This window comes from Hymenobacter mellowenesis, assembly GCF_030581005.1.
Lineage (GTDB): Bacteria > Bacteroidota > Bacteroidia > Cytophagales > Hymenobacteraceae > Hymenobacter > Hymenobacter mellowenesis.
In genome coordinates, this window is sequence record NZ_JAUQSX010000008.1 from 251,206 (window position 1) to 277,442 (window position 26,237).

At 63.0% G+C, this 26,237-nt stretch carries 23 protein-coding genes; 16 read left to right on the forward strand and 7 right to left on the reverse strand.

Going from position 1 to position 26,237, the window contains the following annotated elements; translation table 11 throughout:
* Positions 1-171 precede the first annotated feature (171 nt).
* Together Q5H92_RS16405 and Q5H92_RS16410 are read left to right on the forward strand one after the other, a co-directional pair.
* The gene (locus Q5H92_RS16405; protein WP_305012630.1) at positions 172-696 is read left to right on the forward strand and encodes a hypothetical protein; all 525 of its coding nucleotides are present in this window, start codon (positions 172-174) and stop codon (positions 694-696) included.
* Between the two features lie 251 nt (positions 697-947).
* On the forward strand, positions 948-2,408 hold the full coding sequence (locus Q5H92_RS16410; RefSeq protein ID WP_305012631.1) for a hypothetical protein: 1,461 nt from the start codon (positions 948-950) through the stop codon (positions 2,406-2,408).
* 116 nt (positions 2,409-2,524) lie between these two features.
* On the opposite strand, the gene Q5H92_RS16415 is transcribed toward Q5H92_RS16410, so the two are convergent.
* On the reverse strand, positions 2,525-4,837 hold the full coding sequence (locus Q5H92_RS16415; RefSeq protein WP_305012632.1) for a DUF6311 domain-containing protein: 2,313 nt from the start codon (positions 4,835-4,837) through the stop codon (positions 2,525-2,527).
* A 381-nt stretch (positions 4,838-5,218) separates the two neighbouring features.
* Here Q5H92_RS16415 and Q5H92_RS16420 point away from each other — a divergent pair, with 381 nt between their 5' ends.
* The 4 genes from Q5H92_RS16420 (at position 5,219) to Q5H92_RS16435 (ending at position 9,696) form a co-directional block, all read left to right on the forward strand.
* Complete coding sequence (locus Q5H92_RS16420) at positions 5,219-5,770, forward strand: carbohydrate binding domain-containing protein (RefSeq protein ID WP_305012633.1); 552 nt, start codon at positions 5,219-5,221, stop codon at positions 5,768-5,770.
* Between the two features lie 13 nt (positions 5,771-5,783).
* Positions 5,784-6,308 (forward strand): hypothetical protein, encoded by a 525-nt coding sequence (locus Q5H92_RS16425; protein ID WP_305012634.1) that lies wholly within the window; start codon positions 5,784-5,786, stop codon positions 6,306-6,308.
* A 51-nt stretch (positions 6,309-6,359) separates the two neighbouring features.
* The gene (locus tag Q5H92_RS16430; protein WP_305012635.1) at positions 6,360-7,754 is read left to right on the forward strand and encodes a hypothetical protein; all 1,395 of its coding nucleotides are present in this window, start codon (positions 6,360-6,362) and stop codon (positions 7,752-7,754) included.
* A gap of 88 nt (positions 7,755-7,842) precedes the next feature.
* Positions 7,843-9,696 (forward strand): hypothetical protein, encoded by a 1,854-nt coding sequence (locus Q5H92_RS16435; protein ID WP_305012636.1) that lies wholly within the window; start codon positions 7,843-7,845, stop codon positions 9,694-9,696.
* Positions 9,697-9,751: 55 nt separating this feature from the next.
* Here the strand turns inward: Q5H92_RS16435 and Q5H92_RS16440 are convergent, their stop codons facing one another.
* The 3 genes from Q5H92_RS16440 to Q5H92_RS16450 form a co-directional block, all read right to left on the reverse strand.
* Entirely contained in the window at positions 9,752-10,477 is a 726-nt protein-coding gene (locus Q5H92_RS16440) for a glycosyltransferase family 2 protein (RefSeq protein WP_305012637.1), read from the reverse strand.
* 213 nt (positions 10,478-10,690) lie between these two features.
* Positions 10,691-11,482 (reverse strand): SDR family oxidoreductase, encoded by a 792-nt coding sequence (locus Q5H92_RS16445; protein ID WP_305012638.1) that lies wholly within the window; start codon positions 11,480-11,482, stop codon positions 10,691-10,693.
* Positions 11,483-11,645: 163 nt separating this feature from the next.
* On the reverse strand, positions 11,646-13,400 hold the full coding sequence (locus Q5H92_RS16450; RefSeq protein WP_305012639.1) for a glycosyltransferase family protein: 1,755 nt from the start codon (positions 13,398-13,400) through the stop codon (positions 11,646-11,648).
* Between the two features lie 283 nt (positions 13,401-13,683).
* On the opposite strand from Q5H92_RS16450, the gene Q5H92_RS16455 reads away from it, so the two are divergent.
* The 8 genes from Q5H92_RS16455 (at position 13,684) to Q5H92_RS16490 (ending at position 22,304) form a co-directional block, all read left to right on the forward strand.
* Positions 13,684-14,211: a 3-hydroxyanthranilate 3,4-dioxygenase gene (locus Q5H92_RS16455; protein ID WP_305012640.1), complete on the forward strand. Its 528-nt coding sequence runs from the start codon at positions 13,684-13,686 to the stop codon at positions 14,209-14,211.
* Between the two features lie 4 nt (positions 14,212-14,215).
* On the forward strand, positions 14,216-15,502 hold the full coding sequence (locus tag Q5H92_RS16460; RefSeq protein WP_305012641.1) for a glycosyltransferase family protein: 1,287 nt from the start codon (positions 14,216-14,218) through the stop codon (positions 15,500-15,502).
* Positions 15,502-16,812, forward strand: coding sequence for a glycosyltransferase family protein (locus Q5H92_RS16465; protein WP_305012642.1), 1,311 nt, complete (start codon positions 15,502-15,504; stop codon positions 16,810-16,812). The genes Q5H92_RS16460 and Q5H92_RS16465 overlap by 1 nt, the downstream gene beginning before the upstream one ends.
* Positions 16,813-16,840: 28 nt before the next feature.
* Positions 16,841-17,872 carry an amidohydrolase family protein gene (locus Q5H92_RS16470; protein ID WP_305012643.1) on the forward strand — a complete coding sequence of 344 codons (1,032 nt, stop codon included), beginning with the start codon at positions 16,841-16,843 and terminating at the stop codon, positions 17,870-17,872.
* Between the two features lie 132 nt (positions 17,873-18,004).
* Positions 18,005-19,465 (forward strand): hypothetical protein, encoded by a 1,461-nt coding sequence (locus Q5H92_RS16475; protein ID WP_305012644.1) that lies wholly within the window; start codon positions 18,005-18,007, stop codon positions 19,463-19,465.
* Positions 19,466-19,517: 52 nt separating this feature from the next.
* Positions 19,518-20,780: a kynureninase gene (gene kynU, locus Q5H92_RS16480; protein WP_305012645.1), complete on the forward strand. Its 1,263-nt coding sequence runs from the start codon at positions 19,518-19,520 to the stop codon at positions 20,778-20,780.
* 112 nt (positions 20,781-20,892) lie between these two features.
* Positions 20,893-21,600 carry a hypothetical protein gene (locus Q5H92_RS16485; protein ID WP_305012646.1) on the forward strand — a complete coding sequence of 236 codons (708 nt, stop codon included), beginning with the start codon at positions 20,893-20,895 and terminating at the stop codon, positions 21,598-21,600.
* A gap of 41 nt (positions 21,601-21,641) precedes the next feature.
* On the forward strand, positions 21,642-22,304 hold the full coding sequence (locus Q5H92_RS16490) for an alpha-ketoglutarate-dependent dioxygenase AlkB family protein (RefSeq protein ID WP_305012647.1): 663 nt from the start codon (positions 21,642-21,644) through the stop codon (positions 22,302-22,304).
* A 78-nt stretch (positions 22,305-22,382) separates the two neighbouring features.
* Here Q5H92_RS16490 and Q5H92_RS16495 read toward each other — a convergent pair whose 3' ends face one another.
* Both Q5H92_RS16495 and Q5H92_RS16500 read right to left on the reverse strand, forming a co-directional pair.
* The gene (locus Q5H92_RS16495) at positions 22,383-22,565 is read right to left on the reverse strand and encodes a hypothetical protein (RefSeq protein WP_305012648.1); all 183 of its coding nucleotides are present in this window, start codon (positions 22,563-22,565) and stop codon (positions 22,383-22,385) included.
* Between the two features lie 411 nt (positions 22,566-22,976).
* Entirely contained in the window at positions 22,977-23,231 is a 255-nt protein-coding gene (locus tag Q5H92_RS16500) for a hypothetical protein (RefSeq protein ID WP_305012649.1), read from the reverse strand.
* A 208-nt stretch (positions 23,232-23,439) separates the two neighbouring features.
* On the opposite strand from Q5H92_RS16500, the gene Q5H92_RS16505 reads away from it, so the two are divergent.
* On the forward strand, positions 23,440-24,819 hold the full coding sequence (locus tag Q5H92_RS16505) for an FAD-dependent oxidoreductase (RefSeq protein WP_305012650.1): 1,380 nt from the start codon (positions 23,440-23,442) through the stop codon (positions 24,817-24,819).
* A 16-nt stretch (positions 24,820-24,835) separates the two neighbouring features.
* Here the strand turns inward: Q5H92_RS16505 and Q5H92_RS16510 are convergent, their stop codons facing one another.
* Positions 24,836-25,255, reverse strand: coding sequence for a hypothetical protein (locus Q5H92_RS16510; protein WP_305012651.1), 420 nt, complete (start codon positions 25,253-25,255; stop codon positions 24,836-24,838).
* Positions 25,256-25,447: 192 nt separating this feature from the next.
* Between Q5H92_RS16510 and Q5H92_RS16515 the strand changes: the two genes are divergently transcribed.
* Positions 25,448-26,164: a LytR/AlgR family response regulator transcription factor gene (locus tag Q5H92_RS16515; protein ID WP_305012652.1), complete on the forward strand. Its 717-nt coding sequence runs from the start codon at positions 25,448-25,450 to the stop codon at positions 26,162-26,164.
* Positions 26,165-26,237: the final 73 nt, after the last annotated feature.

Below are 26,237 nucleotides of genomic sequence, written 5' to 3' on the forward strand. Positions count from 1 at the left end.
CCTGGCATCTGCAAGCGCGGGGCCCGCCTGCCAGCTGATGCCGGCCCGCCTATGGCAATGGAATGCGGGGCTACTTTTTCCGGTGCGCAAGCTTTGAGTTGTGCATAACGACAATGAATTACAGCACAGCCGGCCTACCTTTGCTGCCGAATACTCTCTCGCCATTTTTTTATGAAAAAGTTTACCCTATTGTTCGGCTTGACTCTGCTGGCCGCCTGCTCATCAGAAGATAAAGCTGTAGATGACAAAATCATTACGAAGAATGATTTTGAAGCCCTGGCCGGTTGGAACACCGACCCGGCGGCGCTGTTCCGCGGCAAAGCCCACTCCGGTCGCTATGCCTTGAAGGTGGACAAGGACCATGAATTCAGCACGACTTTTGAAATGGCGCTGGGCTACATCTCGCCCACGCGCGTTAAAGCCATCCACTTGGAGGCTTGGGTGTTGCTGCCCAGCGATAAAGCAACCGGCGTATTGGGTGTGCAGGTAATTGAGCCCGAAACGGGCAAGGAAGTATTCGGAGGCGGCATTCGCGTGGCCGAAGTAGTGAAAGCGCGCGGCAAATGGGAGAAAGTGGAAGCCGATTACACGCTGCCGGAAAACACCACGCCGACGCAGCGCCTGCGCCTGTCGCTGTGGCGCGCTAATGCCAGCGACCAAGTGGTGATTGACGACGTGACGCTGAGCGTTAAGTAAGCCCGCCCGTTGTCCGCCCACAGCACCAGCCAGCTCCCGTGGGGCTCGCTAGTGCTGTGGGCGGCTTTTATGAAGCGAGTCTTCTACTGGTAGGCGGTGGTGGGCCCGCCGCAGGCCGCAGGGCCGAGCGGGCCGTGGGCGCCGCGCCGCAGTAGAGCGGGCCGTTTTTCTGCCAGCAAGCCGGGCCCCTTTCGCTTTGCCCTGCTCCCGGCTCCGCACGCGCGGCAATCTGCTTATTTCATTTAGCCCCCATGTTTAAGTCTGTTCCAAAAAGTATTTGGTTTGGCCTGTTGCTCGCGTTTATCGCCCTCGACACCGCCTACACCTTCTGGCAAAACCACCAATTGCCCTTGGATGGCGACTTGGTCACCATTGTGTTGCCGGAGGAGAAGTGCGTACCCATCATGAACGACCCCTTCGGCTGGTCGGTGATTACCCAAGACGCGCATTACAGCGGCACCAACCGCTTTTTCGCGCACGCGGCCATGACCGTTTACTGGAAGACCATGCCGTTCGTGCTGCAGCTGTTCACCAATCCCGTCAACAGCCTGTACGTGGCCAGTGCCTTGTTCAACACCGGGGTGCAGGTGGGCTTCATGCTGTTGCTGGCGGCCTACATCCGGCTGAGCATCGGGGCCCAACGGAGCCGCTGGGCGTATTGGGTGGCGGCGGCGCTGCTGGTGCCTTTGTTCCAAACGGACGGTTTCAACTACCAGATAGGGCTTACCAATTCGGCCATCACGTACACCTTTTTCTACGGCTTCCCCATGATGATGCTCCTGGGGCTGGTCTGGCCCTTCTACAAAGCAGCCTACCTGCAGCAGCCGTTTCGGGTGCCGGCGTGGCGGGCCGTGCTGCTGGTGCTGCTGATGGTGGTACTGGCCTTCAACGGGCCCATTGCGATGGCCACGGTGTCGGTGCTGCTGCTGGGCGTGGGCATTTATTGGCTGGTGCGGCAGGTGCGGATGAAGCCCACCGCCGATGCGCCGCGCACGCTGGCCACCGGCTGGCTATCGAACCAGGCCCTTGGGCTGCTATTTATCATGGGCCTGCTCGACCTGTATTCGCTGTACATTGGCCGCAACGAGGCCGAGAGCACGCACATCTACACCTTGTGGCAGCTCTACAAAATGCTGCCCGGAGGCATCATCTTCGAAGGCTTTGGCCAGTGGGGGTTGCCCGTGTTTGTGCTGATGGTGGTGGTGAATACCTGGCTGGTTCGCTGGCTGCTGCCCCCTTCCCCCGAACGCGACCGGGTGCTTTTCATCATGCGGGCGGTGGGGTTGTTTTGCGTGGTGTTTGTGGCGCTGATACCCTTCGGCGGCTTCCGCAACTACCGCCCCAACCTGATTCGGGGCGATATCACCACGCCGGTCACCATCGCGCTTTTGCTCGGCTTCGGGGTATCGGCCTACTACCTGCTTTTGCATTTGCGCAGCCGGGTCCGGACGGGTTATTTGGCGGTATTGCTCGTGGCGGCGGTCTATTACATGCACGCGGACGCCGTGCTGCAAATGCCCAACAACAACGAGTGTGAGCGGTATGCGCTGGAGCAGATAGCCGATTCGCCCGATGAAATCGTGCATCTCTACGTTTCCTGCAACATCCTGAGCTGGGGCCTGACATACGACTACAAAATGTCGGAGATGAATGCGACCATGCTACAATATTGGAACGTAACGGACCGGAAGAAACTATACTTCCAGCAATAATTATCTGCCATAAACGAAAGCCCTCCCGGGGTTCATTCAGCTGCTGCTTATTGCAATAGCTGGATGAATTCCCGGGAGGGCTTTCGTTTTTACTACTGTTCCCAACCGCTCACCGCTCACGGCGTGAGCGGGTAGGTATTTTTGACGAGGCGGCGCTGGGCGCCGGTGCCGGTGTAGTAGTACACGTCGGTGCCGGCGGGCCGGATGAGCAGGTCGTCGGCCAGGAAATCGCGGGTTTCATACAGCACCTGCATGCGCACCGTGCCGGGCTTCACGCGGAAGGGCACCACCATGCGCACCCAGTTGCCCTGGATTTCGCTGGCCTTGCGGCCGTCGACGATGGGCTCGCCCAACACATTGCTCTGGGCATCAAACATTTTGACGCGCATGTTGCCGTAGCCGTAGTCCGACTTGCCGTACATCCACACCGAGGCTTCGTACTGGCCGGTATCGGCCGGCGTGGGCACGGGGCCGTCGTAGAGAGTGTGGAACTGGTCTTTGGCTTCGTAGAACGCGCCGGCGCCGAGGCGGCCGCGCCGGTCGGCGGCTTTGTCGAAGGAATCCACCACCACGCCCAGCGGCGAGGTCACGTACAGGCCGTTGGGCCGCGGCTGGAGCGTGGGCAGCAGCGCGGCGGCCTTGGCGCGCTCCCGGGGCAGGGCCGTGGCCGCCAGGGAATCGAGGGGCAATTCGTAGAGCGAGCCGTCGGCGGTTGCGGCAATGAGTTTGCCCAATTTCACCACGCGTTGTTCGCCGGGGGTGAGGTAGTCGGGCGTGACGAGCATCAGGATGGGCTTCCGGTTGGGGAAGGTGGGCAGCAGCTCCTTGGCCACCATGTCGGAGCTCAGCAGCTGAATGTGCTGCAGGGCCTGGCCCACCGATGCGCGCGACACGTAGCAGGCCAGCAGGGGCAGGCCCGAGACGGCCGACAGCTTATCAGCCTGAAAGATAGAATTGCTGCTGCCGCTAATGTCGAACTTATCGGTGCCCATGTTGTAGTACGGGATGGGCAGAATGGCCTGGAAATCCTGCACGCTGCGCTTGGTCCAGGAGAATTGGGCGGCCAGGCCGGAGTTGGGATTGAGGAAGTCGCTGGCGCCGGTGCCCTGCTGCACGTCGTTGGCCCGCGTCGAAACCTGCCAATATGCTTCGGCGCCCCAAAGCAGTAGCAGCGGCACGCCCGCCCAGGCCACCACGCCCCAGTGCCGGCGGCGCAGGTAGCGGTACAGCCGGTAGAGGCAATAAGCAGTGTACGTGGTGACTACGTAGTAAAACGGCCACCCGAAGCGGCCCAGCGAGCGGAACTGCTTCACCGGCCCCGAGTGCTCGGTAATCCACCCAAACCACTCCCACTTGAACGGGATGCCGCAGGCCAGCAGCAGCAGCAGCGTGCCCGCCCACAGCCCCGTGCGCAGGTGCAGCGGCAGGGCTGGCCGGCCCAGGCGGCGCCAGCGCCGGTGCCACGCCACGGCCACCACGCTCAGCAGCACCGATACGGCCAGGGTGGCCGTGGCCACGAGGCCCACGTAGGCGAAACCCTCAAAATTGTCGGTGTCGGACCAGGGCCAGGTTTCCTGCCACCAGTCGTGCAGCGGGCCCACCACGGGCGTGAAGACAGTATTGGGCGAGGCCACGTACACGAGCAGGCCGTAGGGGTTCGGCGGGCGGTCGGCCACGTGGTCGGTGGCCCAGAGGTAGCCCCGGAAAATGAGCAGCGGCAGCAGCGCGGCCACCACCATGCGCCCCAGCCAGGGCCGCAGGCGCGGCTGCTGCCAGGCCAGCACCAGCACGTGGCCCAGCAGGAAAAAGCAGCCGCAGGCCAGGAAATACAGCATCACGGCCCCAAACAGCAACGTGCCCACGCCAAACAGCACGTACCAGCGCCACTGGCGCGGATTTTCCTGCATGCGGATGATGCAGTACCAGAGCAGCGGCACAAAACAGGCGTAGCTCAGCGAGATGTGGCCGTCGAGGCGCAGCACCTGCGGTGCCATGAAGCCGATGAGGAGCGCCAGCACGCCCGAGTAGAGCACCGGCATGCGCGTGCGCCGCAGAATGGCATACATCACCACCGGCGTGGCCACCAGCGAGAGCAGGGGCAGCACGTTGACGATGCCCACCGTGTAGCGCCCGGCCGGAATGCCCAGTCGCTCGAGCAGCGCAATGGCCAGGGCCACCAGCGGCTGCAAGTTGGGGTAGTTGAAATGCTCACCGGCCGGGTAGTTCATGCCCGTGAAGCGGTTGCCGAGGTCGTGCAGGCCGTAGAAGGCCGTGGCGTAATAGCTCTGGAGGGCATCGCCGCCGGCCCGGAAGAAGTAGTCGTTGGGATTGAGCAGCACCGGCCAGAACAGCACGGCCGTGATGGCCGCCGCTGCCAGCCCCACGCCCACCATGCCCAACCGATGCGCTTTAGGAGAAATTACACTCATGCGAAAACGAAGGAGGCGCCGCCGCGCCGCTAGGATGACAATCGATTAGCTTCGGAAAACTCTCGGGCCCGGCAAGTAATGGCGGGCCTTTTTGCCTCGAAGAACCAGCCCGCCGACCAGGTCGGTTTTCACAGCCTTCAAAACTACTGCGCAATTCGACAGCACGGCCCACCGCGCCCGCCTTCTTCCCGGCAATGCCCGGCCATCCGCGGCGCATCGCCTCGTGTTGCCGGCCCGGGCCGCCGGCTCGCAGCCCGACGCGGAATGAATGGCCGCCGCCGACGGCTTTGCCTGGCACTGCAATGGCCAGGTGAGACTTTAGCCGCCGCGGTATCCCGATAAGTGCCGTAGTTTTGCTGTGTTATTCACTCATCAACAATCATGAGCAAGCGTTTACTTACTTCTCTCTCTATTGCGTTGGCCGTGGCTGGCGGCGCCCTGGTTTCCTGCTCTCACAACGACGGCGCGGAGGGAACCATCGTCACGCGCAACGATTTTGAGAACGTGCAGGGCTGGGGCGGCAGCAACGATGCCAGCATCACCACCGAGCAGGCGCACTCCGGGAAGTACTCCCTGAAAGTGGGCCCTCAGAATGAGTATGGCTACACCTACGTCCAGACGCTGGGCCAAATGAGCACCGCGCGCGTCAAAAAGCTGACTGTGTCGGGCTGGGCCTGGCTGCCCGACAAGGGCGCTACCGCCCAGATAGTGGTATCGATAGCGCACTCGGCCGATAAAGGCTCGCCGGTGTTCTACGGCAGCTTCACACTGCCCGACGAGGTGAAGAAATACAAGTCCTGGCAGCAGATTTCGCACACCTTCACGCTGCCCGATTCGGTGCAGGCCACCAACCAGCTGAAGTGCTACCTGTGGCGCACCAGCACCAACGTAACCGCGTACGTGGATGACTTTACGCTCAGTGTCAGCAATTAAGCGCCTCCGCCCCTTGCCCGCCCTGCTGGCGGCGGGCCTGCTGGCGGCCGCCTGCTCCGGCTCCGACGGCGGCAAGTGGGTGGGCGACTACGTGACCGTGAACGACTTCGAGGCCGTGCGCGGCTGGAGCGACGCCTCGGCCCTGACCCGCGACCACGCCCACTCCGGCCAGTACGCCACCTACGTAGACCCCGGCCGCGAATACGGCATCACCTACGACCTGCCCTTGGGCGAGGCCAGCGTGCACACGCTCAAAGGCGTGGCCGTGGAGGCCTGGGCTTATTTGCCCAGCCCGCAGGCCAAGGCCACCCTCGAAGTGCAGGTGCCCCTGCCCGGCGAAGGCAACCGCATGGGCTTTGCCGACCGCCTGGTGCTGGCCGAGCAAGTGACCGAAGGCGGCAAGTGGATGCGGGTGCGCAAGGAATTCGCCTTCCCGGCTGGCCTGCCCGCCGAGGCCCACCTGCGCATTTTCCTGTGGCGCGGCGGCAGCGCCGAAACCGCCTACCTCGACGACCTGAAGGTGAAGGCCCTGGAATAAGTTGCCGTTTGGCCGGCGCGGCTGCCGGCTTTCATTTAGCTTTAGCTGCTGATGCGTTTCCCCCGTTTCTTGGTGCCGACCGGCCAGTTTCAGCGCGCGTGGCTGTGGCAGGCCGGCGTGTACGTGAGTTTTTGGGCCGAGCTGCGCCTGTTCACCGACCTGCGCATGCATTACGGACCCTTCGTGAGCCCGGTGCTGTTCTACGCCACGTCGGTGCTGATGTGCGTGTTTGCCGCCCTCTACTGGCTCGACCGGCCGGTGGCGACGATGGAGCCGGGCAAAACCACCCGCCGCTTCCCGCTGGTATGGATAGGCTTGCTGCTCGGGGCCGTGCAGGTGCTGTACGTGCAAGCGCCGGTCATCGCCTCGCACCCCGTCGATGTGAAGGCGTCGGACATCATTCCCATTCTGCAGGTCTACGCCACGCGTTTCCTCAGCGGCGAGGTCATTTACCGCTATTCGACCACCCTGCCCTATCCTATTTTCCCCAACTACTTGCCCATGCAGTGGCTGCCCTATGTGCCGGCCCAGCAGCTGGGCATCGACTACCGCTGGTGGGCCCTGGGCATGCTGCTGCTGCTGGGCTTTGGAGCGTACCAGGCCACGCTGGCCCGGCAGCCGCTGAGCTGGGTGGGCTTTCTGCTGAAAATTGCGCTGCCCACCTACGTGCTCTACCGCCTCATCACCCGCGACCCGGAGTTGTTTGCCCACACCGTAGAGCCCACCATCATTGCCTTCTACTGCGTGCTGGCGGCCAGCGTACTCAGCCGCTCGGCCATTTTGCAGGCGGCGGCGCTGGTGGCGTGCCTACTCTCGCGCTATTCGGTGGTATTCTGGGTACCGTTTTACCTGTGGCTGCTGTGGCGTGAGGCCGGCAAGCGCCACGCCCTGGCGGTGGCGGCGCTGGTGGGCGTGGGCGTGCTGGGCATTTATGTAATTCCCTACCTGAGCAAGGATTGGACGATTTTCACCCACGCCTTCGCCGAATATAAAATTGCCACCATGGGCGAGTGGAGCCGCACCGACGGCCCCGGCGGCAACCCGCCGCAGCTTTTCGCGGGCTTCGGCTTTTCGGCTTTCTGGTACACCTACGGCCCCGACGAGCTCAAGACGCGCATTGCCCTGGCCCAGCTCGGCGACGTGCTGATATCGTCGGCTGTGGTGGCGCTCAGCGCGTGGCTCTACTACCGCCTGCGCCGCCGCTACGACTACCGCATCGTGGCCCTCATCACCCTGAAGCTGTACCTGGCCACGTTCTACGCCTTTATTCAGACGCCCTATCCTTACCTCACGTCGCTGGGTTTGTTCATTTCGGTTTTCGTGGTGATGGTGACGGGCGCGGGCCAGCGGGATAAGGTGGTGGCAGCGGCGGCACCAGATGCAGACGATATAGCAGAACGTCCTGCTGAGCGCAGCCGAAGCATCTCTACCGCTTCGCTGAATTGATTGATTAATTGCGCGGTAGAGATGCTTCGACTGCGGCTGCGCCTCCGCTCAGCATGACGTTCTTTTATTGCCATTTACCCTCCATTCCATGAAACCCCGCATTGCCCATCCCTACTCCCTGCTGGCCATTCTGCTGCTGTTTGTGCTGATGGTGCAGGCGCGGCTCTGGGCGCCATACTGGGACACGCACAACGTGCAGGCCATCCTCACCTGGGACGCCATGGGCTACTACATCTACCTGCCCGCGCACTTCATCTATGATGACTTGGGGCACATGTCCTTCGCGCAGGACATCATGCGCGAGTATCAGCCCAGTAGCTCGTTCTATCAGGCATTTCAAGTACCGGGCGGGCCCGAGGGGATGCTCGTAACCAAGTACACCTGCGGCCTGGCGCTGCTTTGGACGCCGTTTTTCTTTATCGGCCACTGGGCGGCGGGCTGGCTGGGCTACCCGCAGGACGGCTTTTCGGTGCCCTACCAAGTGGCCATTGCCTTCGGCGGGCTGCTGTTTGCGCTGCTGGGGCTGGGGCTGCTGCGCCGGGTGCTGCTGCGCTACTTTTCCGACGTGGTGACCACGCTGGTGCTGGTGCTGCTGGTGCTGGGCTCCAACTACTTCCAATACGCCGTGTTCGATGCGGCCATGGCGCACAACTACCTGTTCACGGGCTATGCGCTGCTACTCTGGCTCACCATTCGCTGGCACGAGCGGCCCACGCGGCTGGGGGCCTTTTTCATCGGCCTCACGCTGGGCTTGTTGGTGCTCATCCGTCCTTCAGAGGCCGTGGCCGCCGTCATCCCGCTACTCTGGAACGTGGGTTCGATGGCGGCGGTGCGCGCTAAGCTGGAACTGCTGAAGGCGCGGTGGCAGGATGTGCTGCTGCTGGTGCTGGGTGGCTTTTTGGGCGTGCTGCCGCAGGCGCTGTACTGGCACTGGGCCACCGGGCATTTTCTTTTCTACAGCTACGGCGACCAGCATTTTAGCTTCTTCAAGCCGCATTTGTGGAGCGTGCTCTTCAGTTTCCGCAAGGGCTGGCTGCTGTATTCGCCGCTGCTGCTGCTGCCGCTGGCGGGCCTGGTGGTGCTGTGGCGCTCGCGCCGGGATTTGGCGGTGCCAGTACTGGTTTTCGTGCTGCTGAACCTGTGGGTGGTATCGGCCTGGGACATCTGGTGGTACGGCGGCAGCATTGGGCAGCGCGCGCTGGTGCAGAGCTACGCGGTGCTGGCCCTGCCGTGGGCGGCCGTGGTGGCCTGGTTGCTACAGCCCGAGCGCCGGCGGGTCTTGCAGCTAGCAGCCGTGGCCGTGGTAGTGCTGCTGGTCGATTTGAACCTGTTCCAGCACTGGCAGTACATGCGCTCCATCATCAACCCCGAGGAGATGAACCGGCGCTATTACTTCGCAGTGTTCAATAAGTCCATGCCCACGCAGTCGGATTTCGCCATGCTCGACGTGAAGACGCACCTGCCCGAATCGGAGCGGCACTATACGCCCACGCTGCTCGGCAAGCTCGATTTTGAGAACCAGCCCACCGATGCCGCCACCGGCATTTCGGCCGACATGGGTTACTACAGCCGTCAGTCCTTCCACGCCGATGCGGCTCACGCCTACGGCCCGGCCCTGAGCATCCGCGTGGGCGATGCCAAGCTGGAGCCCGGCCAGTACGTGCGGGCCTCCTGCCGCGTGTTCTCCGACTACGGCGCCTGGGGCAACAAGCTGGTGATGAGCGTAGACCGCGGCGGCAAAAGCATCGTCTGGAATGCCATCCGCCTGCAAAACAACCTGAGCGTGAACCGCGCCTGGAACCAGGTCTACTTCGACGCCCCCATCCCGGAAGACGCCCAGCCCGATGATATCCTCAAGGTGTACGTGCTGAGCGAAAACGGTTCCGGCTGCTACATCGACGAGGTGCAGGCCGAGCTCATGAAGCCCAAAGCCGGCTGGTGACGCGCCTACGCTCAAGATGACAGGCGTTTTTCCTGCTCTTATTGAACCGTAAGCGTTACTGCCCCAGCAAGCCGTATTTCAGGATGCAATAGATGGCGCGGAAGCCGTCGCGCCAGCCGATTTTCTTGCCCTCGGCGTAAGTGCGGCCGTAGTAGCTGATGCCCACTTCATAGATGCGGGCGTCTTTCACGCGGGCTACTTTGGCGGTCACTTCGGGCTCGAAGCCAAAGCGGTTTTCTTCAAGCCTGAGGCCTTGAATGATGTCGCGGCGGAACATTTTGTAGCACGTTTCCATGTCCGTCAGGTTCAGGTCGGTGCACATGTTGGAGAGGAACGTGAGCCAAGCGTTGCCGATGCTGTGCCAGAAAAACAGCACCCGGTGCGGATTGCCGCCCATGAAGCGCGAGCCAAAAACCACGTCGGCAAATCCCTTTAGCACGGGTTTAATCAGGATGTTATACTCCTCGGGGTCGTATTCCAGGTCGGCGTCCTGGATGATGACATAGTCGCCGGTGGCTTCGCGGATGCCGGTGTGCAGGGCCGCCCCTTTGCCCTTGTTCACGGTGTGTTCCAGCAGGCGCAGCCCCATTTCGGGATAGCGCGCGGCGTAGGCCCGAATGGTTTCGACCGAGGCATCAGTCGAGCAGTCGTTGACGAGGATGATTTCCTTGCCGATGTTATTCACCAGCTTCAGCTCGCGCAGCAAATCCAGAATCTGGTGGATGGTGCGGGCCTCGTTATAAACGGGGATGACAATGGAAAGCGTGTCGAATTTTACCACAAGAATAAAGCTGGGCGAGGCAAAGGGAATAGCAAAGGTAAACGCCGGGCGCTTCGCTTAATGAGGAAGAGCAATGAAGAATGAAGAATTGAGAGAACGTCATGCTGAGCGCAGTCGAAGCATCTCTACTGCGCAAGTAACTATTTACTATTGCGGTAGAGATGCTTCGACTGCGCTCAGCATGACGTTCTTTCCTCATTAAGCCGCAGGCGCCTACAGGCTGCCCGTACGGCCGCCGTCCACGGGTACGCTGGTGCCGTTGATGTAGGCGGCAGCCGGCGAGGCCAGGAAAGCCACAGCCGCCGCCACTTCTTCGGCCTGCCCGAAGCGCCGGGCTGGGATGGTTTTCAGCATGTCGGCCTCGATGGCGTCGGCGGGCTGGCCGGTTTGAGCGGCTTTCTTTTCCACCAGCGAATGGTGGCGCTGGGTGAGCGTGGCGCCGGGCAGCACGTTGTTCACGGTAATGCCTTGCGGGCCAAGCTCGTTGGCTAGGGTTTTGGCCCAGCTGGCCACGGCCCCGCGAATGGTGTTGCTCACGCCCAGGCCCGCCAGCGGAATCTTGACGGAAGTGCTGATGATATTGATGATGCGCCCGAAACCAGCCGCCTTCATGCCTGGCACCAAGGCCTGCGCCAGCAAGTGGTTGCAGATAACGTGCTGGTTGAAAGCCACCCGCAGCGCATCAACCGGCGCATCGAGCAGCGGGCCGCCGGCGGGCCCGCCGGTGTTGTTCACCAAAATCTGGAAGCCGGCGGGGTGCTCGGCCAGATACGCCTGCACCACCTCGGCCACGTGGCTGGGGTCGTCGAAATCGGCCACCAGGTAGTCGTGCGCCTGGCCGGCGGGCGCGGGTAGAGCGGCGGCCACTTCGCGCAGCCGGTCTTCGTTGCGGGCCAGCAGCGTGATGGCGCAGCCGGCTTCGGCCAACGCCTCGGCCACGGCGCGGCCGATGCCCTGGGTGCTGCCGCCGACGAGGGCGCGGCGGTTTTCTAAGGAGAGGTTCATGTTGATTGGAGTGTGAGAGGATAGCAGAACGTCATTGAAAGAATAGCCAGAAACGTCATGCAGAGCGCAGCGAAGCATCTTTACTGCGCAAGTAATCAGATTTACTATCGAGGTAAAGATGCTTCGCTGCGCTCTGCATGACGTTCCAAACCGTTAGAAAAAGCTACTGCCCCGGCGGCGTGAGCAGCACGTAGCCGTCCACCAGCTGCTCGCGGTAGCCGTAGGGCTGCAGCAGCTGGCGCAGGAAAAGGTGGGCCGGTTGGTCGCGGAAATCAGGGTTGATGACGAAGGCAGCGGGGTCGAACTGGCGCAGGAAGGCTTGCACCTGCGGGGCCGTGGGCGGCGCGGGCTGGATGGTGTCGGGCTTCATCTGGCGCCGGAGCAGGGCGCCCAGCACGGGGTCGTTTTGCAGGGCGACGAAGACTTCCGGCGGCACCCGGGCCATGAACCCGACGGGCACCTTTTTGTGGTGCACGGTCTGGTAGAAGAGGTGCTCCGACAGCATGTGGCCCACTTGCCGGTAGCCGCTCGACACGCCCAGCGGCACCGGAATCATGGTTTTGCCGGGCAGCTTGGCCACTTCGTGGAACACGCGCGGCACAGCGGCGGCGGTGCGCTTGTAGGGCTTCGGCCAGTATTCAAACAGCACCAGGCCCACCAGCAGCAGGCTGAGCGCCGTACGCGCCGGGGTTTGCAGGCGTTGCGCCCAAGCCGCTTCCAAGGCGCTGAAGGTGAGGATGGGCAGGAACAGGCCCACCATCATAATCCAACGGGTAGGGCAACGGATGTTGTTGAAAAATGGGATAAAATGCAGCAGTGCGGTGGGTAGGTGCAGCCGGTCGTGGCCGTAGAGGCGCGTGGCGGGCAGCGTGAGCAGCACGAAGAAAATGAGCACCCAGGCCAGCGGGCGGCCCTGCCCATCCTGGGCCACGGCCGAGAGCGGCCGGCGGTGGGCCCGCCGCAGCAGCCACAGCCCGATGGCCAGCAGCGGCAGCGCGTAGCCCATAAAGAGCGTGTTTTCCAGGGAGCCGGGCATGGTGAACACCTTCGGGTTGTTGTAGAGCCGGGCGGCCCAGTCCCAGTATACAAACCGGCTGGTGGGCGGCGGCATGATGAAATCGACGAAATCACCGCCCCACCAGAAACCGCCGTTGTCTTCCACGCCCCAGCGCCGTAGCAACCGGATGAGGACGTGGCTCACGACCAGAATGCCGCCCAGCCAGGCCCAGGTGCGCCACTCGCGCCACCGGATGCGGCCCAGCCCAAACCAGTACCACGCCGCATAGGCCAAGGAGAAGTACAGCAGCCCGAACAGCACGTAATAGTCACTCAGCAAGGTGATAAAGCCCAGCGCCCCGCACCAGGCCACCGCGCCCCAGCTGCGCACCCGCGGCAGAAATTTCTTCTCTTCGAACTCAAACGCGTCCAGGAAGGACAGCACGTAGAACGGCACGGTGGCCGTGAGCACGAGGTTGTAGTGCTCGGCTAAGCGCTGCAGCTTGTAGGGCGAGTAGGCGAAGATGAAGCCGGCCAGCAGGGACAGCAGCGGGCTCTGGAGCCAGCGGCGGGCCAGCAGATAGGCCCCGGCGCCGGAGAAGGCGTAGCTCAGCAGCAGGCCGATGTTGAGGGCCAGCGGGTCGTTATTCGTCAGCAGGCCGATGAGGCCGAGGATGGGCGTGTAGGTGTGCAGAATCAGCCACGCGCCGGTGGGGTAAAACAGCCAGTCGGTGTGGAAAACGGGCTGGCCGGTGTGCACCGCCATGCGGAAGTGCCAGGTGTTCCAGGGGTACATGTAGGAGTCGTGCCCGGGCACCACCAAAAACTCCGACGTGAAATGCGCTGCCAGCGGCCAGGTGAAAACGAGGAACAGCAAGCCGTAGAAGGCCGTCAGCAACGCCAGTCGCAGCCAGTTTTTCATAGTGGGAGACGCAGGCTTTCGGAACGGCGCCGGGGGCAAAAGTAGCGCATCGGTTCAGGCAGATTCTGTGCACGACTACAAAACGTCATGTCGAGCGCAGCCGAGACATCTCGCGTGCCGAAGTACATCCAATCGTTAGAAAGGAATTAGTGGTGGCACGCGAGATGTCTCGGCTGCGCTCGACATGACGTTCTCTATTACTGCCACAACCAAGCCCTACCCCGCCACGCAAAAACGCCTACCCCGCCGTAGCTTAGCACTCCCAACCACCCGCTTCTTCGCCATGATAACCCGCCCTTTCAATTTCCAAAAATGGATTGACGAACACCGCCATTTGCTGAAGCCCCCGGTGGGCAACCAGCAGGTGTTCAAAGACAATAAGGACTTCATTGTGATGGTGGTGGGCGGCCCCAACGCCCGCAAAGACTACCACGTCGACGCCGGCGAAGAGTTGTTCTGGCAGATTGAGGGCACGATGACCGTTAAAATCATCGAAGACGGCCAGCCCGTGGATATCACCATCGGGCCGGGCGAGATGTTTCTGCTGCCGCCCAATGTGCCGCACTCGCCGCGCCGCCCGGCCGGCACCGTGGGCATGGTGCTGGAGCGCTACCGCGAAGGCGGCGAGCTGGACGGCTTCCAGTGGTACTGCGAAAACTGCGGCCACAAGCTGTATGAAGAATTTGCCGAAATCACCGACATTGTGGCCCAACTGCCGCCCATTATGAACGCCTTTTGGCAGGACGACGCCAAGCGCACCTGCTCGAACTGCGGCACATACATGGAGGCGCCCGCGCCGGTGGTTGCGTAGCCAGGTGCGGTCCTTTTATATCTGGCTGCTCACGGCGGCGCTGGCCACGCTGGCCCTGTTTCAGGACCGGCCTTGGAAGTCGCTGGAAGTGTTCGATTGGGACGAGGGCGGCTACTACACCTACCTGCCCTCGGCCTTCATCTACCACGACCTGGCCCGGGCCGACTCACTGGAGCACCTGGCCAATAAATTTGGCCCGCCCCGGGCGCGCGGCATCGGTCTGCACGGGCTGCCCGGCGGCAAAGTGGTTTCAAAATACCCGCTCGGCGTAGCGTTGGGCGAGCTGCCATGGTTTGCGGGCGCGCACGCCTACGCCCACCTGCACGGCGACCAGCCCAACGGCTTTTCGCGCCCCTACCAGATGAGCATCATGCTGGCCGGGCTGGTGTATGGCCTGCTGGGTCTCTGGGTAGTGCGCAAGCTGCTGTTGCGCTTTTTCGATGACGGCATCACCGCCTGGGCGCTGGCGGGCATTGGGTTGGGCACCAACTACTTCGACTACATCTGCTACGACGCGGCCATGTCGCACGCAGCCTTGTTCATGTGGCAGGCGGCGATGCTGTACTGCACCGTGCGCTGGTACGAAACCTTTCGCTGGCGCTGGGCCGTGGGCGTGGGCGGGTTTCTGGGCATGGCCGTGCTGTGCCGCTTCACCGAAATCCTGTACGTCATTATTCCGCTGCTGTGGGGCGTTACGTCGTGGGCCGCGTTGCGGCAGCGGCCGGCGCTGCTGCTGGCGCATTGGCGGCAGTGGGCGGTGGCGGCCGCGGTGGGTGCGGCCTTGCTGAGCTTGCAATTCCTGTTCTGGCGCGCCGCGTCCGGGCATTGGGTGGTAGACAGCTACGGCGATGAATATTTCGATTTCCGGCATCCGAATGTCATCTACGGCTTGTTCAGCTACCGCAAGGGCTGGCTGCTCTACACGCCGCTGGCGGGGCTGATGCTGGTGGGGTTGGTAGCGGCCTGGCGCCGGCTGCCGGCGGTGGTGGTGCCCGCGCTGGTGCTGCTGCCGGTGCTGCTCTACGTCACCTTCAGCTGGTATGCCTGGTGGTACGGCGGGGGCTTCAGCGCCCGGCCGCTGGTGAGCCTGTACCCGTTGCTGGCGCTGCCCTTCGCGGCCCTGCTGCTGGCGGTGCGGCAAAATGGCTGGCAGCCGGTGCTGCGCCTGGCCATCGTGCTATGCATTGGGCTGAACTTGTGGCAAACCTGGCAGTATGCGGCGGGCATTCTGCTGTTTGACAAAAACACAAAAGAGCTGTATTTCCGCAATTTCTTCCATACCTCGCTCTGATGTTGGCCAGACGCTCGTTGCTTGCGTGGCTGCTGGTGGCGGCCATGGCGCTGTGGGTGCACAAGCGCGACCGGGTGTGGCGGGCCCTGGAAGTATTTGAATGGGACGCGGGCGGCTACTACACCTACCTGCCGTCGGCCTTCCTCTACCACGACATTGGCCGGGCCGACTCGCTGGAGCGGTTGGGCGATAAATTCGGCCCGCCCAAAGCCCGGGGCATTGGCATCATGACATTGCCCAATGGCCGCGTGATTTCAAAATATCCGCTGGGCGTGGCGCTGGGTGAGCTACCGTTTTTTGCTGGCGCGCACGCCTTCGCCAAACTCGTCCCCCGCTTCCCAGCCGACGGCTTTTCCCGACCCTACCAGCAAGCCATGCTGCTGGCCGGGCTGGCATACGGCCTGCTGGGCCTATGGATAGTGCGCAAGCTGCTGCTGCGTTTTTTCGATGACAGCATCACCGCCTGGGTTGTAGTCGGCATCGGCTTAGGCACCAATTATTTTAACTACATCACCAACGACGCGGCGATGTCGCACGCGGCCCTATTTATGTGGCAGGCGGCGATGCTGTACTCCACTGTGCGCTGGTATGAAACATTCCGGTGGCGCTGGGCCGTGGGCGTGGGCGGGTTTCTGGGCCTGGCCACGCTGTGCCGCTTCACCGAAGTCCTGTACGTCCTCGTGCCGCTGCTGTGGGGCATCACTTCGTGGGCCACGCTGCGGCAGCGGCCCGCGCTGCTGCTGAGCCATTGGCGGCCGCTGGGGCTGGCCGGGGCCGTGGGCGCGGCGGTGCTGAGTTTGCAGCTGCTGTTCTGGCACACCGCGTCGGGGCATTGGGTGGTAGACAGCTATGGTGGGGAATACTTTGATTTCCGACACCCGCATATATTGTACGGTTTGTTCAGCTACCGCAAGGGCTGGCTGCTTTATACTCCGCTGGCGGGGCTGATGCTGCTGGGGCTGGCGGCAGCTTGGCGGCGGCTGCCGGCCGTGGTGGTGCCGGCGCTAGTGCTGCTGTCGGTCCTGCTTTATGTCACATTTAGCTGGGAGGCGTGGTGGTACGGCGGGGGCTTCAGCGCCCGGCCGCTGGTGAGCTTGTACCCGTTGCTGGCGCTGCCTTTTGCGGCGCTGCTGGCCACGGCCCGGCGCTGGGCTGGGACCGGCCGTGCGGCGCTGCACTCGGCCGTGGTGCTGTGCATCGTGCTTAATTTGTGGCAGACGTGGCAGTACGCCACCGGCCATTTGCTTTACGACAAGAATACCCGCGCGCTGTATTTCGGCAAGTTTTTCGAGTCGCCTTACCCCTTTTAATTTTCCGACTTCCGTCGCCCGCCCGCCCGTGCTTTCCATCGACATTCACACCCACATTTTGCCCGAGCGCTGGCCCGACCTCAAGGAGCGGTACGGCTACGGCGGCTTCATCCGGCTCGACCACCACAAGCCCTGCTGCGCTCGCATGATGCAGGACGATAAGTTTTTCCGCGAAGTGCAGGATAACTGCTGGGACCCCGCTGTGCGGATGCGCGAGTACGACCAGTTTGGCGTGCAGGTGCAGGTGCTCAGCACGGTGCCCGTCATGTTCAGCTACTGGGCCCAGCCGCTCGATTGCCTCGATTTGAGCCAGCTGCTGAATGACCACATTGCCGACGTGGTGCGCCGCTACCCCACCCGTTTCGTGGGCCTGGGCACCATTCCGCTGCAGGCGCCCAAGCTGGCCATCCGGGAGCTGGAGCGCTGCATGAAAATCGGGCTGGCCGGCGTGCAAATTGGTTCGCACGTGAACGACTGGAACCTCGACGCACCCGAGCTTTTCGAGGTATTTGCGGCGGCCGAGGAGTTGGGCGCCTGCGTGTTCGTGCATCCCTGGGACATGATGGCTCAGGCCAAAATGCCCAAATACTGGCTGCCCTGGCTGGTGGGCATGCCCGCCGAAAGCACCCTGGCGCTTTGCTCGCTCATCTTCGGCGGGGTGCTGGAGCGGCTGCCGCGCCTGCGCGTGGCGGTGGCCCACGGCGGGGGCTCGTTTGCCAGCACCATCGGGCGCATCGAGCACGGCTGGCAGGTGCGCCCCGACCTCTGCGCCATCGACAACCCGCACAACCCGCGCAACTACCTGGGCAAGTTCTGGGTCGACTCCTTGGTGCACGACCCGCTGATGCTCGACTACTTGGTGAAGACCCTGGGCGCCGACAAAATCACGCTCGGCACCGACTATCCCTTCCCGCTGGGCGAGTTGGAGCCCGGTCAGCTCATCAAGTCGATGCCTTTTTCGGCCGATATCAAAGAGCGAATGCTGGGCCAGAACGCGCTGGACTGGCTGGGAGTGGGGGCGAAGGTTTTTGCCCCGGGGGCCAGCGCCATCCGGGCCTGACCCGCGCGCCCGGGCCAGGCGGGCGGCCGCCCCTGCGGGGCGCATGGCCCCGGAAATCAGCTTAACTTTCGGGCAATAATTGCTGCCGGCGGCCGAGCCTTTGCAGGCCCGGCCGGTTCCTCTCTTCGTTTGATGCGTACTTCCGTTTTCCTAGCTGCCGCCAAAACCGCCCTGGCGCGCCATCCCACGCGCAGTGCGGTGGGGCTGCTGGCGCTGCTGTTTGGGGCGTACTTATACACCAACAGCTACGACACCATCTACTACGACGCCCAGGGCTACTGGGACTTGGCCAACCAATTCTGGGGCCTGGGCCACTTCGAGTTTCTGGCCTTCGACAGCATTCTGCGGGGCTATCTGTTCCCGCTCATTCTCTCACCCCTCACCCTGCTCACCGCCTACCTCGGCTGGGCTCCTCTCGACCTGACGCGCGCCGTGGGGGTTGTCACGGCCGCCTTCCTGTTTGGGAGCGTGGGGCCGGGGATTTGGCGGGCCCTGCGGGCGCCTGGTGCGCCGGTGGTGCCGCTGGGGCGCCGGCTGGTGTTTGGCCTGCTGGGCCTGGCGCTGTGGCGCGGCTACTTCAATTTCTCCCTTACCGATTTTCCGGCGCTGCTGGCTTTGCTGGGCGGGCTGTGGGCGCTGCTGCGCGGCCGCTCGGTGGGCAGCGGCCTAGTGGCCGGGCTGGCCCTGGCCGCGGCGGCCAACTTCCGGCCCGTGTACGCGGCAGCGCTGCCGCTGGCGGCCTGCCTGTGCCTGTGGCCCCGGCCGGCCACGGGCCCGCTGGCGCGCAGCCGCGCCGCCGAATGGGGCCGGCGGCTGGCCTTTGTGGTGGGCATTGGCCTGGTGCTGTACCCGCAGTTTGTGCTCAACAAAGCGCATTACGGCGTCAGCAGTCCGTTGGTGCTCACCGCCAAGCCCGAGGAGCGCAACCTCTACCTCGGCCAGCTGCGGGGCGGGTTTATTTCGCAGAAATACGAAACCAACGTGGGCTCGGACTACCCCCAGCCCCAGATGTTTTTCACCGACAAAGCGGGGGAAGAGCTGCTGGGCGAGCCCGAATTCCGCAACTTCGATTCCATTCCCTCTTACCTGGCCGGTGTGGCCGCGCACCCGCTGGATGTGCTGGCCTTGCTGGGCCGTCACCTGTTCAACGGGCTCGACCTGCAGTATCCCACGCCCTACCCACAGGAGATATTTGTGAGCACCTGGCCGCTGGCGTGGCTTAATTATACTGTACTCATCATCGGGGCGGGGGTGTTAGTTTGGCTGGGCTGGCGCCGCCCCACGCCGGCCTACGTGCGGGTGCTCATCGTGCTGGCCACCATGCTCGGGCCCTGCGCCGTGTCGCTGCCCGTGGTGATGGAGTGCCGCTTCCTGATGCCGCTGCATCTGGTGCTGTGCGCCACGGCGGCGTTTGCGTTCCAGCCGCGGCGGCTGTGGCGGACGGCCTCACCCATCGTGCGCACCGTGGGCCTGTCGCTCTACGCCTTGCTGGTGGTGGGCTGTTTCGCGGTTTCGATGGACCACCAGCTGCAGCTCGCCATCAAGCCGCGGGTTCTGTTTGACTGGCAGGGGCCGGCTCCCGAGCCCTGGTAGCCAAGGCGTTGCCACCGTTGTTTATGTTCGTCACTTCTTCTTGTTTCGCAGCGTGTTAAATTCTGATTCCGCCCAGCTTGATGCTGCCGACGCCCTCGCTTCTTTCCGCCAGGAGTTTCACCTGCCGCCCGGCTCCGATGGCCGCCCGGTAGCCTACTTCTGCGGCAACTCGCTGGGCCTGATGCCCAAAGCCGCCCGCGCCGCCGTCGAAACCGAGTTTGATACCTGGGAACGGCTCGGTGTGGAAGGCCATTTTGAGGCGCCTTCGTTCTGGATGCACTTCCACGACACCCTCACCGAGGCCACGGCCCGGCTGGTGGGCGCGAAGCCCATGGAAGTGGTAGTGATGAACAACCTGACCGTGAACCTGCACCTGCTGCTGGTGACGTTTTACCGTCCCACGGCCACGCGCTACAAGATTTTGATGGAAGGCGGTGCCTTCCCCTCCGACCAGTACGCCATCGAAAGCCAGGCCCGCCTGCACGGCCTCGACCCCGCCGACGCCATTGTGGAGCTGGTGCCCCGCCCCGGCGAGCACACCCTGCGCACCGAGGACATTGAAGCCACCATTGCCGAGCTGGGCGATTCGCTGGCCACCGTCCTCATCGGCGGCGTCAACTACTACACCGGCCAGGCTTTTGATATGGGGGCTATTACCAAGGCCGGCCACGCCGTGGGCGCCTACGTGGGCTTCGACCTGGCCCACGCCGCTGGCAACCTCGACCTGCGCCTGCACGACTGGGACGTGGATTTTGCCTGCTGGTGCACTTACAAGTACCTCAACTCCGGCCCCGGCGGCACCTCGGGCGTGTTTGTGCACGAGCGGTTTGCCAACCGGCCCGACCTCGTGCGCCTGGCCGGCTGGTGGGGCCACGATGCCAGCGTGCGCTTCCAGATGAAAAAGGGCTTCCGGCCCATGCCCGGCGCGGCCGGCTGGCAGCTTTCGAATGCCCAGATTTTCCCGATGGCCATTCACCGCGCCAGCCTCGAAATCGTGGACCGCGCCGGCGGCATGCCCGCCCTGCGTCGCAAGAGCGAGCAGCTCACGGCCCGCCTCGAAACCCTGATTCGCGGCCTGAACCTGCCCGCCACCAAGCTCGAAATTATCACCCCCGCCGACCCGGCCCAGCGCGGCTGCCAGCTCTCGGTGCTGGTGCACGAGCGCGGGCGCGAGCTGTTCGATTTCCTGGCCGGCCAGGGCATTATCGCCGACTGGCGCGAGCCCAACGTCATTCGCTTAGCACCCGTACCCTTGTATAATTCGTTTGAGGACGTAGACCGCGTGGGCGAGGCGCTGGCGCGCTTCTTTCAGTGAACAGTTAGCAGTGAATAGGCAGCAGCGCCAATGTCCCTCATGCCTCCAACCAACTGTCTATTATTCACTGCCAATTGCTCACCGAAAACTACTAACTGCATAACTGAATAAGATGGAAGATTACGCCGCCAAGATGCTGCTCAAGACCGATGCGGCCCTGCGCGAATACGTGACCGGCCATGCCCAGTACCGCGAGGCCGCCGTGCTCGCGGCCTTCGATGAGCTGCGCCGCCGCGGCCAGCCCGCCCCCGAAGAAGCTGCCCTGCGCCCCGGCCTCGAAGCCGGTGCCGCCGAGCAGGCCACCCGCGACGCTGCCGCCGCTGCCGAACGCCAGCAAGCAGAAGCCCCAGCCTCGGCCGACGACGAGGAAACCGGCCCGGCTCTCTATTCGCCGGTAACCATCGCGCTGTTTTCGATTCTGCCCATGCCTATGTTCTCGATGATAGCCGGGGGCATTCTCATGTGCCTGAACCTGTTCCGCGTGGGACGCAAGCGGGCCATGCTGGGTTTGATGCTGTTCATCATCGCTTACCTATACATCGGCTCGGCCCTGATAAGCTGGGCCTTTCTGCACGGCATGAACATCGTGTGGGCGCTCATGGCGTTTAACATCCCGGCGGCGCTGGTTTACATCCTCTGGTTCTGGCCGCGCTACATCCGCACCACTAATTTTCGCAGCCGCAGCATCTTTCTGCCCGTTTTGGTGTGCGTCATCGTCATTTGGGGCCTGGAAAAAATTTCTCCTTACGTGATGGAAAAACAACCCAAGGAGATGCGGCAGAAAATTGAGAAGATGATGCCCCAGCCGCCCCAGCCCTAGCCCCCAACCTATGCCTGGCCCAGGCGCAATGGCCGTTTCTCATGGCGCTTTCACCCCTCGCCCTGCCCGGCGCCGACCTGCTCTTCGACCCCGGGTTCCTGTCCGAAACCGAAGCCGCCGCGTTGCTAGCGAGCCTCAGCGCCGAAGTAGCCTGGGAGCAACGCACCATCCGGCTGTTTGGGCAGCAATTTCCGCAGCCCCGCCTCACCGCCTGGTACGGCAGCGCCGAGGCCCGCTACACCTATTCCGGCCTCACCTGGGAGCCCCGCCCCTGGACGCCCACCCTCCTGGCCCTGCGCCAGCGCCTGGAAACCGCCACCGGCGCCCGCTTCAACAGCGTGCTGCTGAACCTGTACCGCGACGGCCGCGACAGCATGGGCTGGCACGCCGACGACGAGCCTGAGCTGGGCCCCGCGCCCACCATTGCCTCGCTCAGCCTGGGGGCCACGCGCCGCTTCCGGCTGCGGCCCCGCTCCGGCTTGGTGCACCCGCCTTTGTCCGTTGATTTGGCTTCGGGCAGCCTGCTGCTCATGCGCGGCGCCACCCAGCAGCACTGGCAGCACGCGCTGCCCAAAACCACCCGCCCCCTGGGCCCCCGCCTGAACCTGACTTTCCGGTGGGTGGCGGGCAGTGATGGCCGGTTGTTGTCTTTTCGCCTAAACAGTTGTGCAACAGCAATCGATTATGCCGGTCGGACCGATTGAAGTAGCAACGATTTTGTTTGCTCAACGACCGGTCGGCCCGGCAGCACCTTCTTATGTACGCTTACTTCTTCACCACTTTTAATAGATGATATCGGGATGCCCGCTCAGCTCGGAGAAGTAGCCGTCGCCCACCTCGTAGTCGCCGACCCAGAAAGTGGGAGTCGCTTCGGGCGTTTCTTCTGCCGCTTCCGAAGCGGGCAAAGCCGGAAGGCTGGGCGGCGCCGGGTCGGCCGCAGTTGTTGGCTTGATGGCAGGTAACATTGGAGGAGAGGCTTTGCGGGGCATCAGTGAAAGGAACGATGTAGCATCAATAACCAACCCGTATTCAGCCACTTGCATAGCAACGCCTTCCTTTTACAAGGAATGTACCAGGCCCCGGCGGCGGCAACGGGGCCGACCGCTGCGGCGGGATAAAGGGGCGCCAGGCGCATGATTACGGTTGGGCGGCTGCGCTCTTGAACCCCGGGACGGAAGGCTCAGTGGCAGCAGGCCGGTAGCAGGGCCCGCCTTGGGGCAGGCGGGCAAGGAGATGGGCAGAATGTTGTAACGCTGTGGCTAAACCAGAAAATGGGCAGAAACGGAGGAAGCGCGGCTACGAGATTCTATCTAATCAATAATTCACACACCTGCCACAGCCCGGCATGCGCTGACAATACTTTTATAATCATTATTTTAATAACGAATGTCGGGGTGTCCGTACAGCAGCAGGTCGCCTTCTTCGCCCACCACATAGTCGCCTATTTGCAGCGCTTTCGCGGCGGGTTGGAGCCGCACCGGCGCGGGCAACATGCGCCGCCAGGCGGCCGCGCTGGGTGCGAAGCCGGTAGTGGCCAACGGCACCATGAACCGCTGAGTGCTGCGGCGGCTGGCCCGGCAGCGCCACCGGCGGTAGCTCATGCACTTGTAGCGAAAACGAAAGTGAGTCATAGCAAATGGTGATTTAGTTCTAATTCGTCAAAGGTCTGCTACCGGTTGCCTCAGCCGGAAATTTTACGACCAGTCATATCGATTAGGCGATGAGTGCAACTGCTGAGCGGATGGGAATTTGCCGGCCGCGCCGGCGAAGCCCCGCAGCGTAGTAGCTTCGCTGCCCACCCGCCCCTCGGGGCTTTCCACTTTCTTCCCCTCCCTTCCTATGGCTGCTGATTTGCCGTTTTCGCCCGCCGCCGAGCCGCTCACCGTGATGGGCGCCGGCCTGGTGGGTTCGTTGTTGTCGTTGTATCTGGCCCGCCGGGGCCACGCCGTGCAGGTTTTTGAGCGGCGGGCCGACCCGCGCCGCGCCGGCTTTCAGGAAGGCCGCTCCATCAACCTAGCGCTATCGGACCGGGGCTGGCACGCGCTGAGCGGCGTGGGCGTGGCCAACGACATCCGCCAGGTAGGCATTGCAATGACCGGCCGCGTGATGCACGACGTGCAGGGCAACCTCACCCGCCAGCCTTACGGCCGCGAGGGCCAGGCCATTTACTCCGTAAACCGGGGCCACCTCAATCGCCGCCTGCTCGACCTGGCCGAGGCCCAGACCGGCGTCAGCCTGCATTTCGGCCAGCAGTGCCTGGGCATCGACCTCAAAAAGCAGCAGTTGCACCTGCGCGATACCACAACTCAGGCCGAGCACGACGTGCCTTACCGCCGCCTGTTCGGCACCGATGGCGCTTTTTCGGCCGTGCGCGCAGCCCTGCAGCGGCAGGAACGGTTCGACTACTCGCAGGACTACCTGGAGTATGGCTATAAGGAACTGACCATTGAGGCCGGCCCCGGCGGGGCCTGGCAGCTGGAAAAAAACGCGCTGCACATCTGGCCCCGCGGCCAGTACCTGATGATTGCGCTGCCCAACCTCGATGGCTCGTTCAACTGCACGCTGTTCTTCCCTTACGAAGGCCCTGAAAGCTTTGCCGCGCTGCAAACACCGGCCGATGTGACGGCCTTTTTCACCCGCGTATTTCCCGACGCCACGCCCCTGATGCCAGCGCTGGAAAAGGAATTTTTCGAGCACCCCACGGGCTCGCTGGTCACCATCCGCTGCTTTCCGTGGAAGTACGACGACGACGTGCTGCTGCTCGGCGACGCGGCCCACGCCATCGTGCCCTTCTACGGGCAGGGCATGAACGCCGGCTTCGAGGATTGCAGCGTGCTCAATGAGCTGCTCGACCAGCACGGCGACGCCGACTGGGCCACCATTTTCGCCGAATTTCAGCAGCAGCGCAAGCCCAACAACGACGCCATGGCCGACCTGGCCGTGTACAACTTCGTGGAAATGCGCGACCGGGTGGCCGACCCGCGCTTCCTGCTTCAGAAGAAGATTGAGGCCAAAATCGCGGCCCAATACCCCGGCCGCTGGACGCCGCTCTACTCGCAGGTCACGTTTTCGCACACGCCCTACGCCGAGGCCTGGGCCGCCGGCCAGCGCCAGGACGCCATCATGGCCCGCCTCATGCCCCACATCGCATCCGAAACCGACTACGACCAGCCCGACGTGCAGGCGCTGGTGCAGCAGGAAATGGTCGAGCGAACGTAGCACGTCGCCGCGCCCGCTAGCGAATGGCCAGCTCGGTGCCGTCGAGGGCCTGGGCGGTGCCGGCCAGGCGCTGGCACAACGCCTGGTAGGTGCTGAGCTGGCGGGTATCGAGCACGTGGTATACGGCCAGGCGATACTCGCGCTGGGCCTGGGCGGCCTGCCCGGCGGTGGCGGCCAGGGCCAGCGCCCAGCGCTCGGCCCGGGTGAAAGATTCGACCGCTTGTAGCTGCTCGCGGCTGAGCGTCAGGACGTCGGCCAGGAAATGCGTGATGCGCCGGGCCTCCCGAACCTGACCAGACAGGCTGGGCTCGAAAACCTCGTTGCGCGCCTCAGTTTCGGGGGTGGTCAGGGGGCGGGGGCGGCGGGCAGCCTGCGCGGCTAACGTGCTACCAATCAGCAAAAACCACAACAGGGCAATACGACGTAACTTCAACATGATGTAAAAAAGCAGAAGCGAAGCTTTAACCAGCGGGCTCACTCTGTGTTATTTGCAATTCCCAAAGCTATTCGCCAGGCTTTGCTGGCGCTTTCTTTGGTAGACGGTCGTCGGCTTTTCCTCTGCGAGTTGTTACTTTATACCGGCGAACGTCCTGATACTTTTGCCCGCTACCCTTCCTTTCCTCACTCTATGTTAACATGCGCCATCATCGACGACGATGAAATCAACCGTCTGACGCTTGAGCACTACATCGAACTCACGCCCAATCTCAAGCTAATGGCCTCGTTGGGCGATGGCATTGCCGGGCTCACGTTTTTCCGCGAGGGCAACAAGGTAGACGTCCTGTTTCTCGACATTGAGATGCCCCACCTCAACGGCCTGGAGTTGCTGCGCGTTCTCACCGACCCGCCCGAAGTCATCATCACCACGGCCCGCCAGGATTTTGCCGTCGACGCCTTCGAGCTGCGCGTGACCGATTACCTGGTGAAGCCCTTCGATTTTGCCCGTTTCACGCAGGCCGTGCAGCGGGTGCAGTCGCGCGCCAGCCAGAACGCCCCGGCCGCCGCGCTTGCGCCCGACGCACCAGCCAACACCGACCTGTTTGTGAAGGTGAACAGCCGCATGGTGCGCATCAATTTCGACGAGGTGCTGTACGTAGAGGCACTATCCGACTACGTCAACATCGTGACGGCCAAGCAGAAATACATCGTCTACACCACGCTCAAGGCCCTCGAAACCCGGCTGGCGCAGTTTCCGAATTTCATTCGGGTGCACCGCAGCTACTTGCTGAACACTCAACACATCGAGTCCATTGAAGACAACACCGCCAACCTGCGCGGCGGCCACTTCGTGCCCATCGGCAAGTCGTACCAGGAATCTTTTTACAAGGGCTTGCAGCGGATTTAATATCCGAGCGGATTAAGCTCACAGAAAGAACGTCATGCTTCGACTGCGCTCAGCATGACGTTCTTTTTTTACT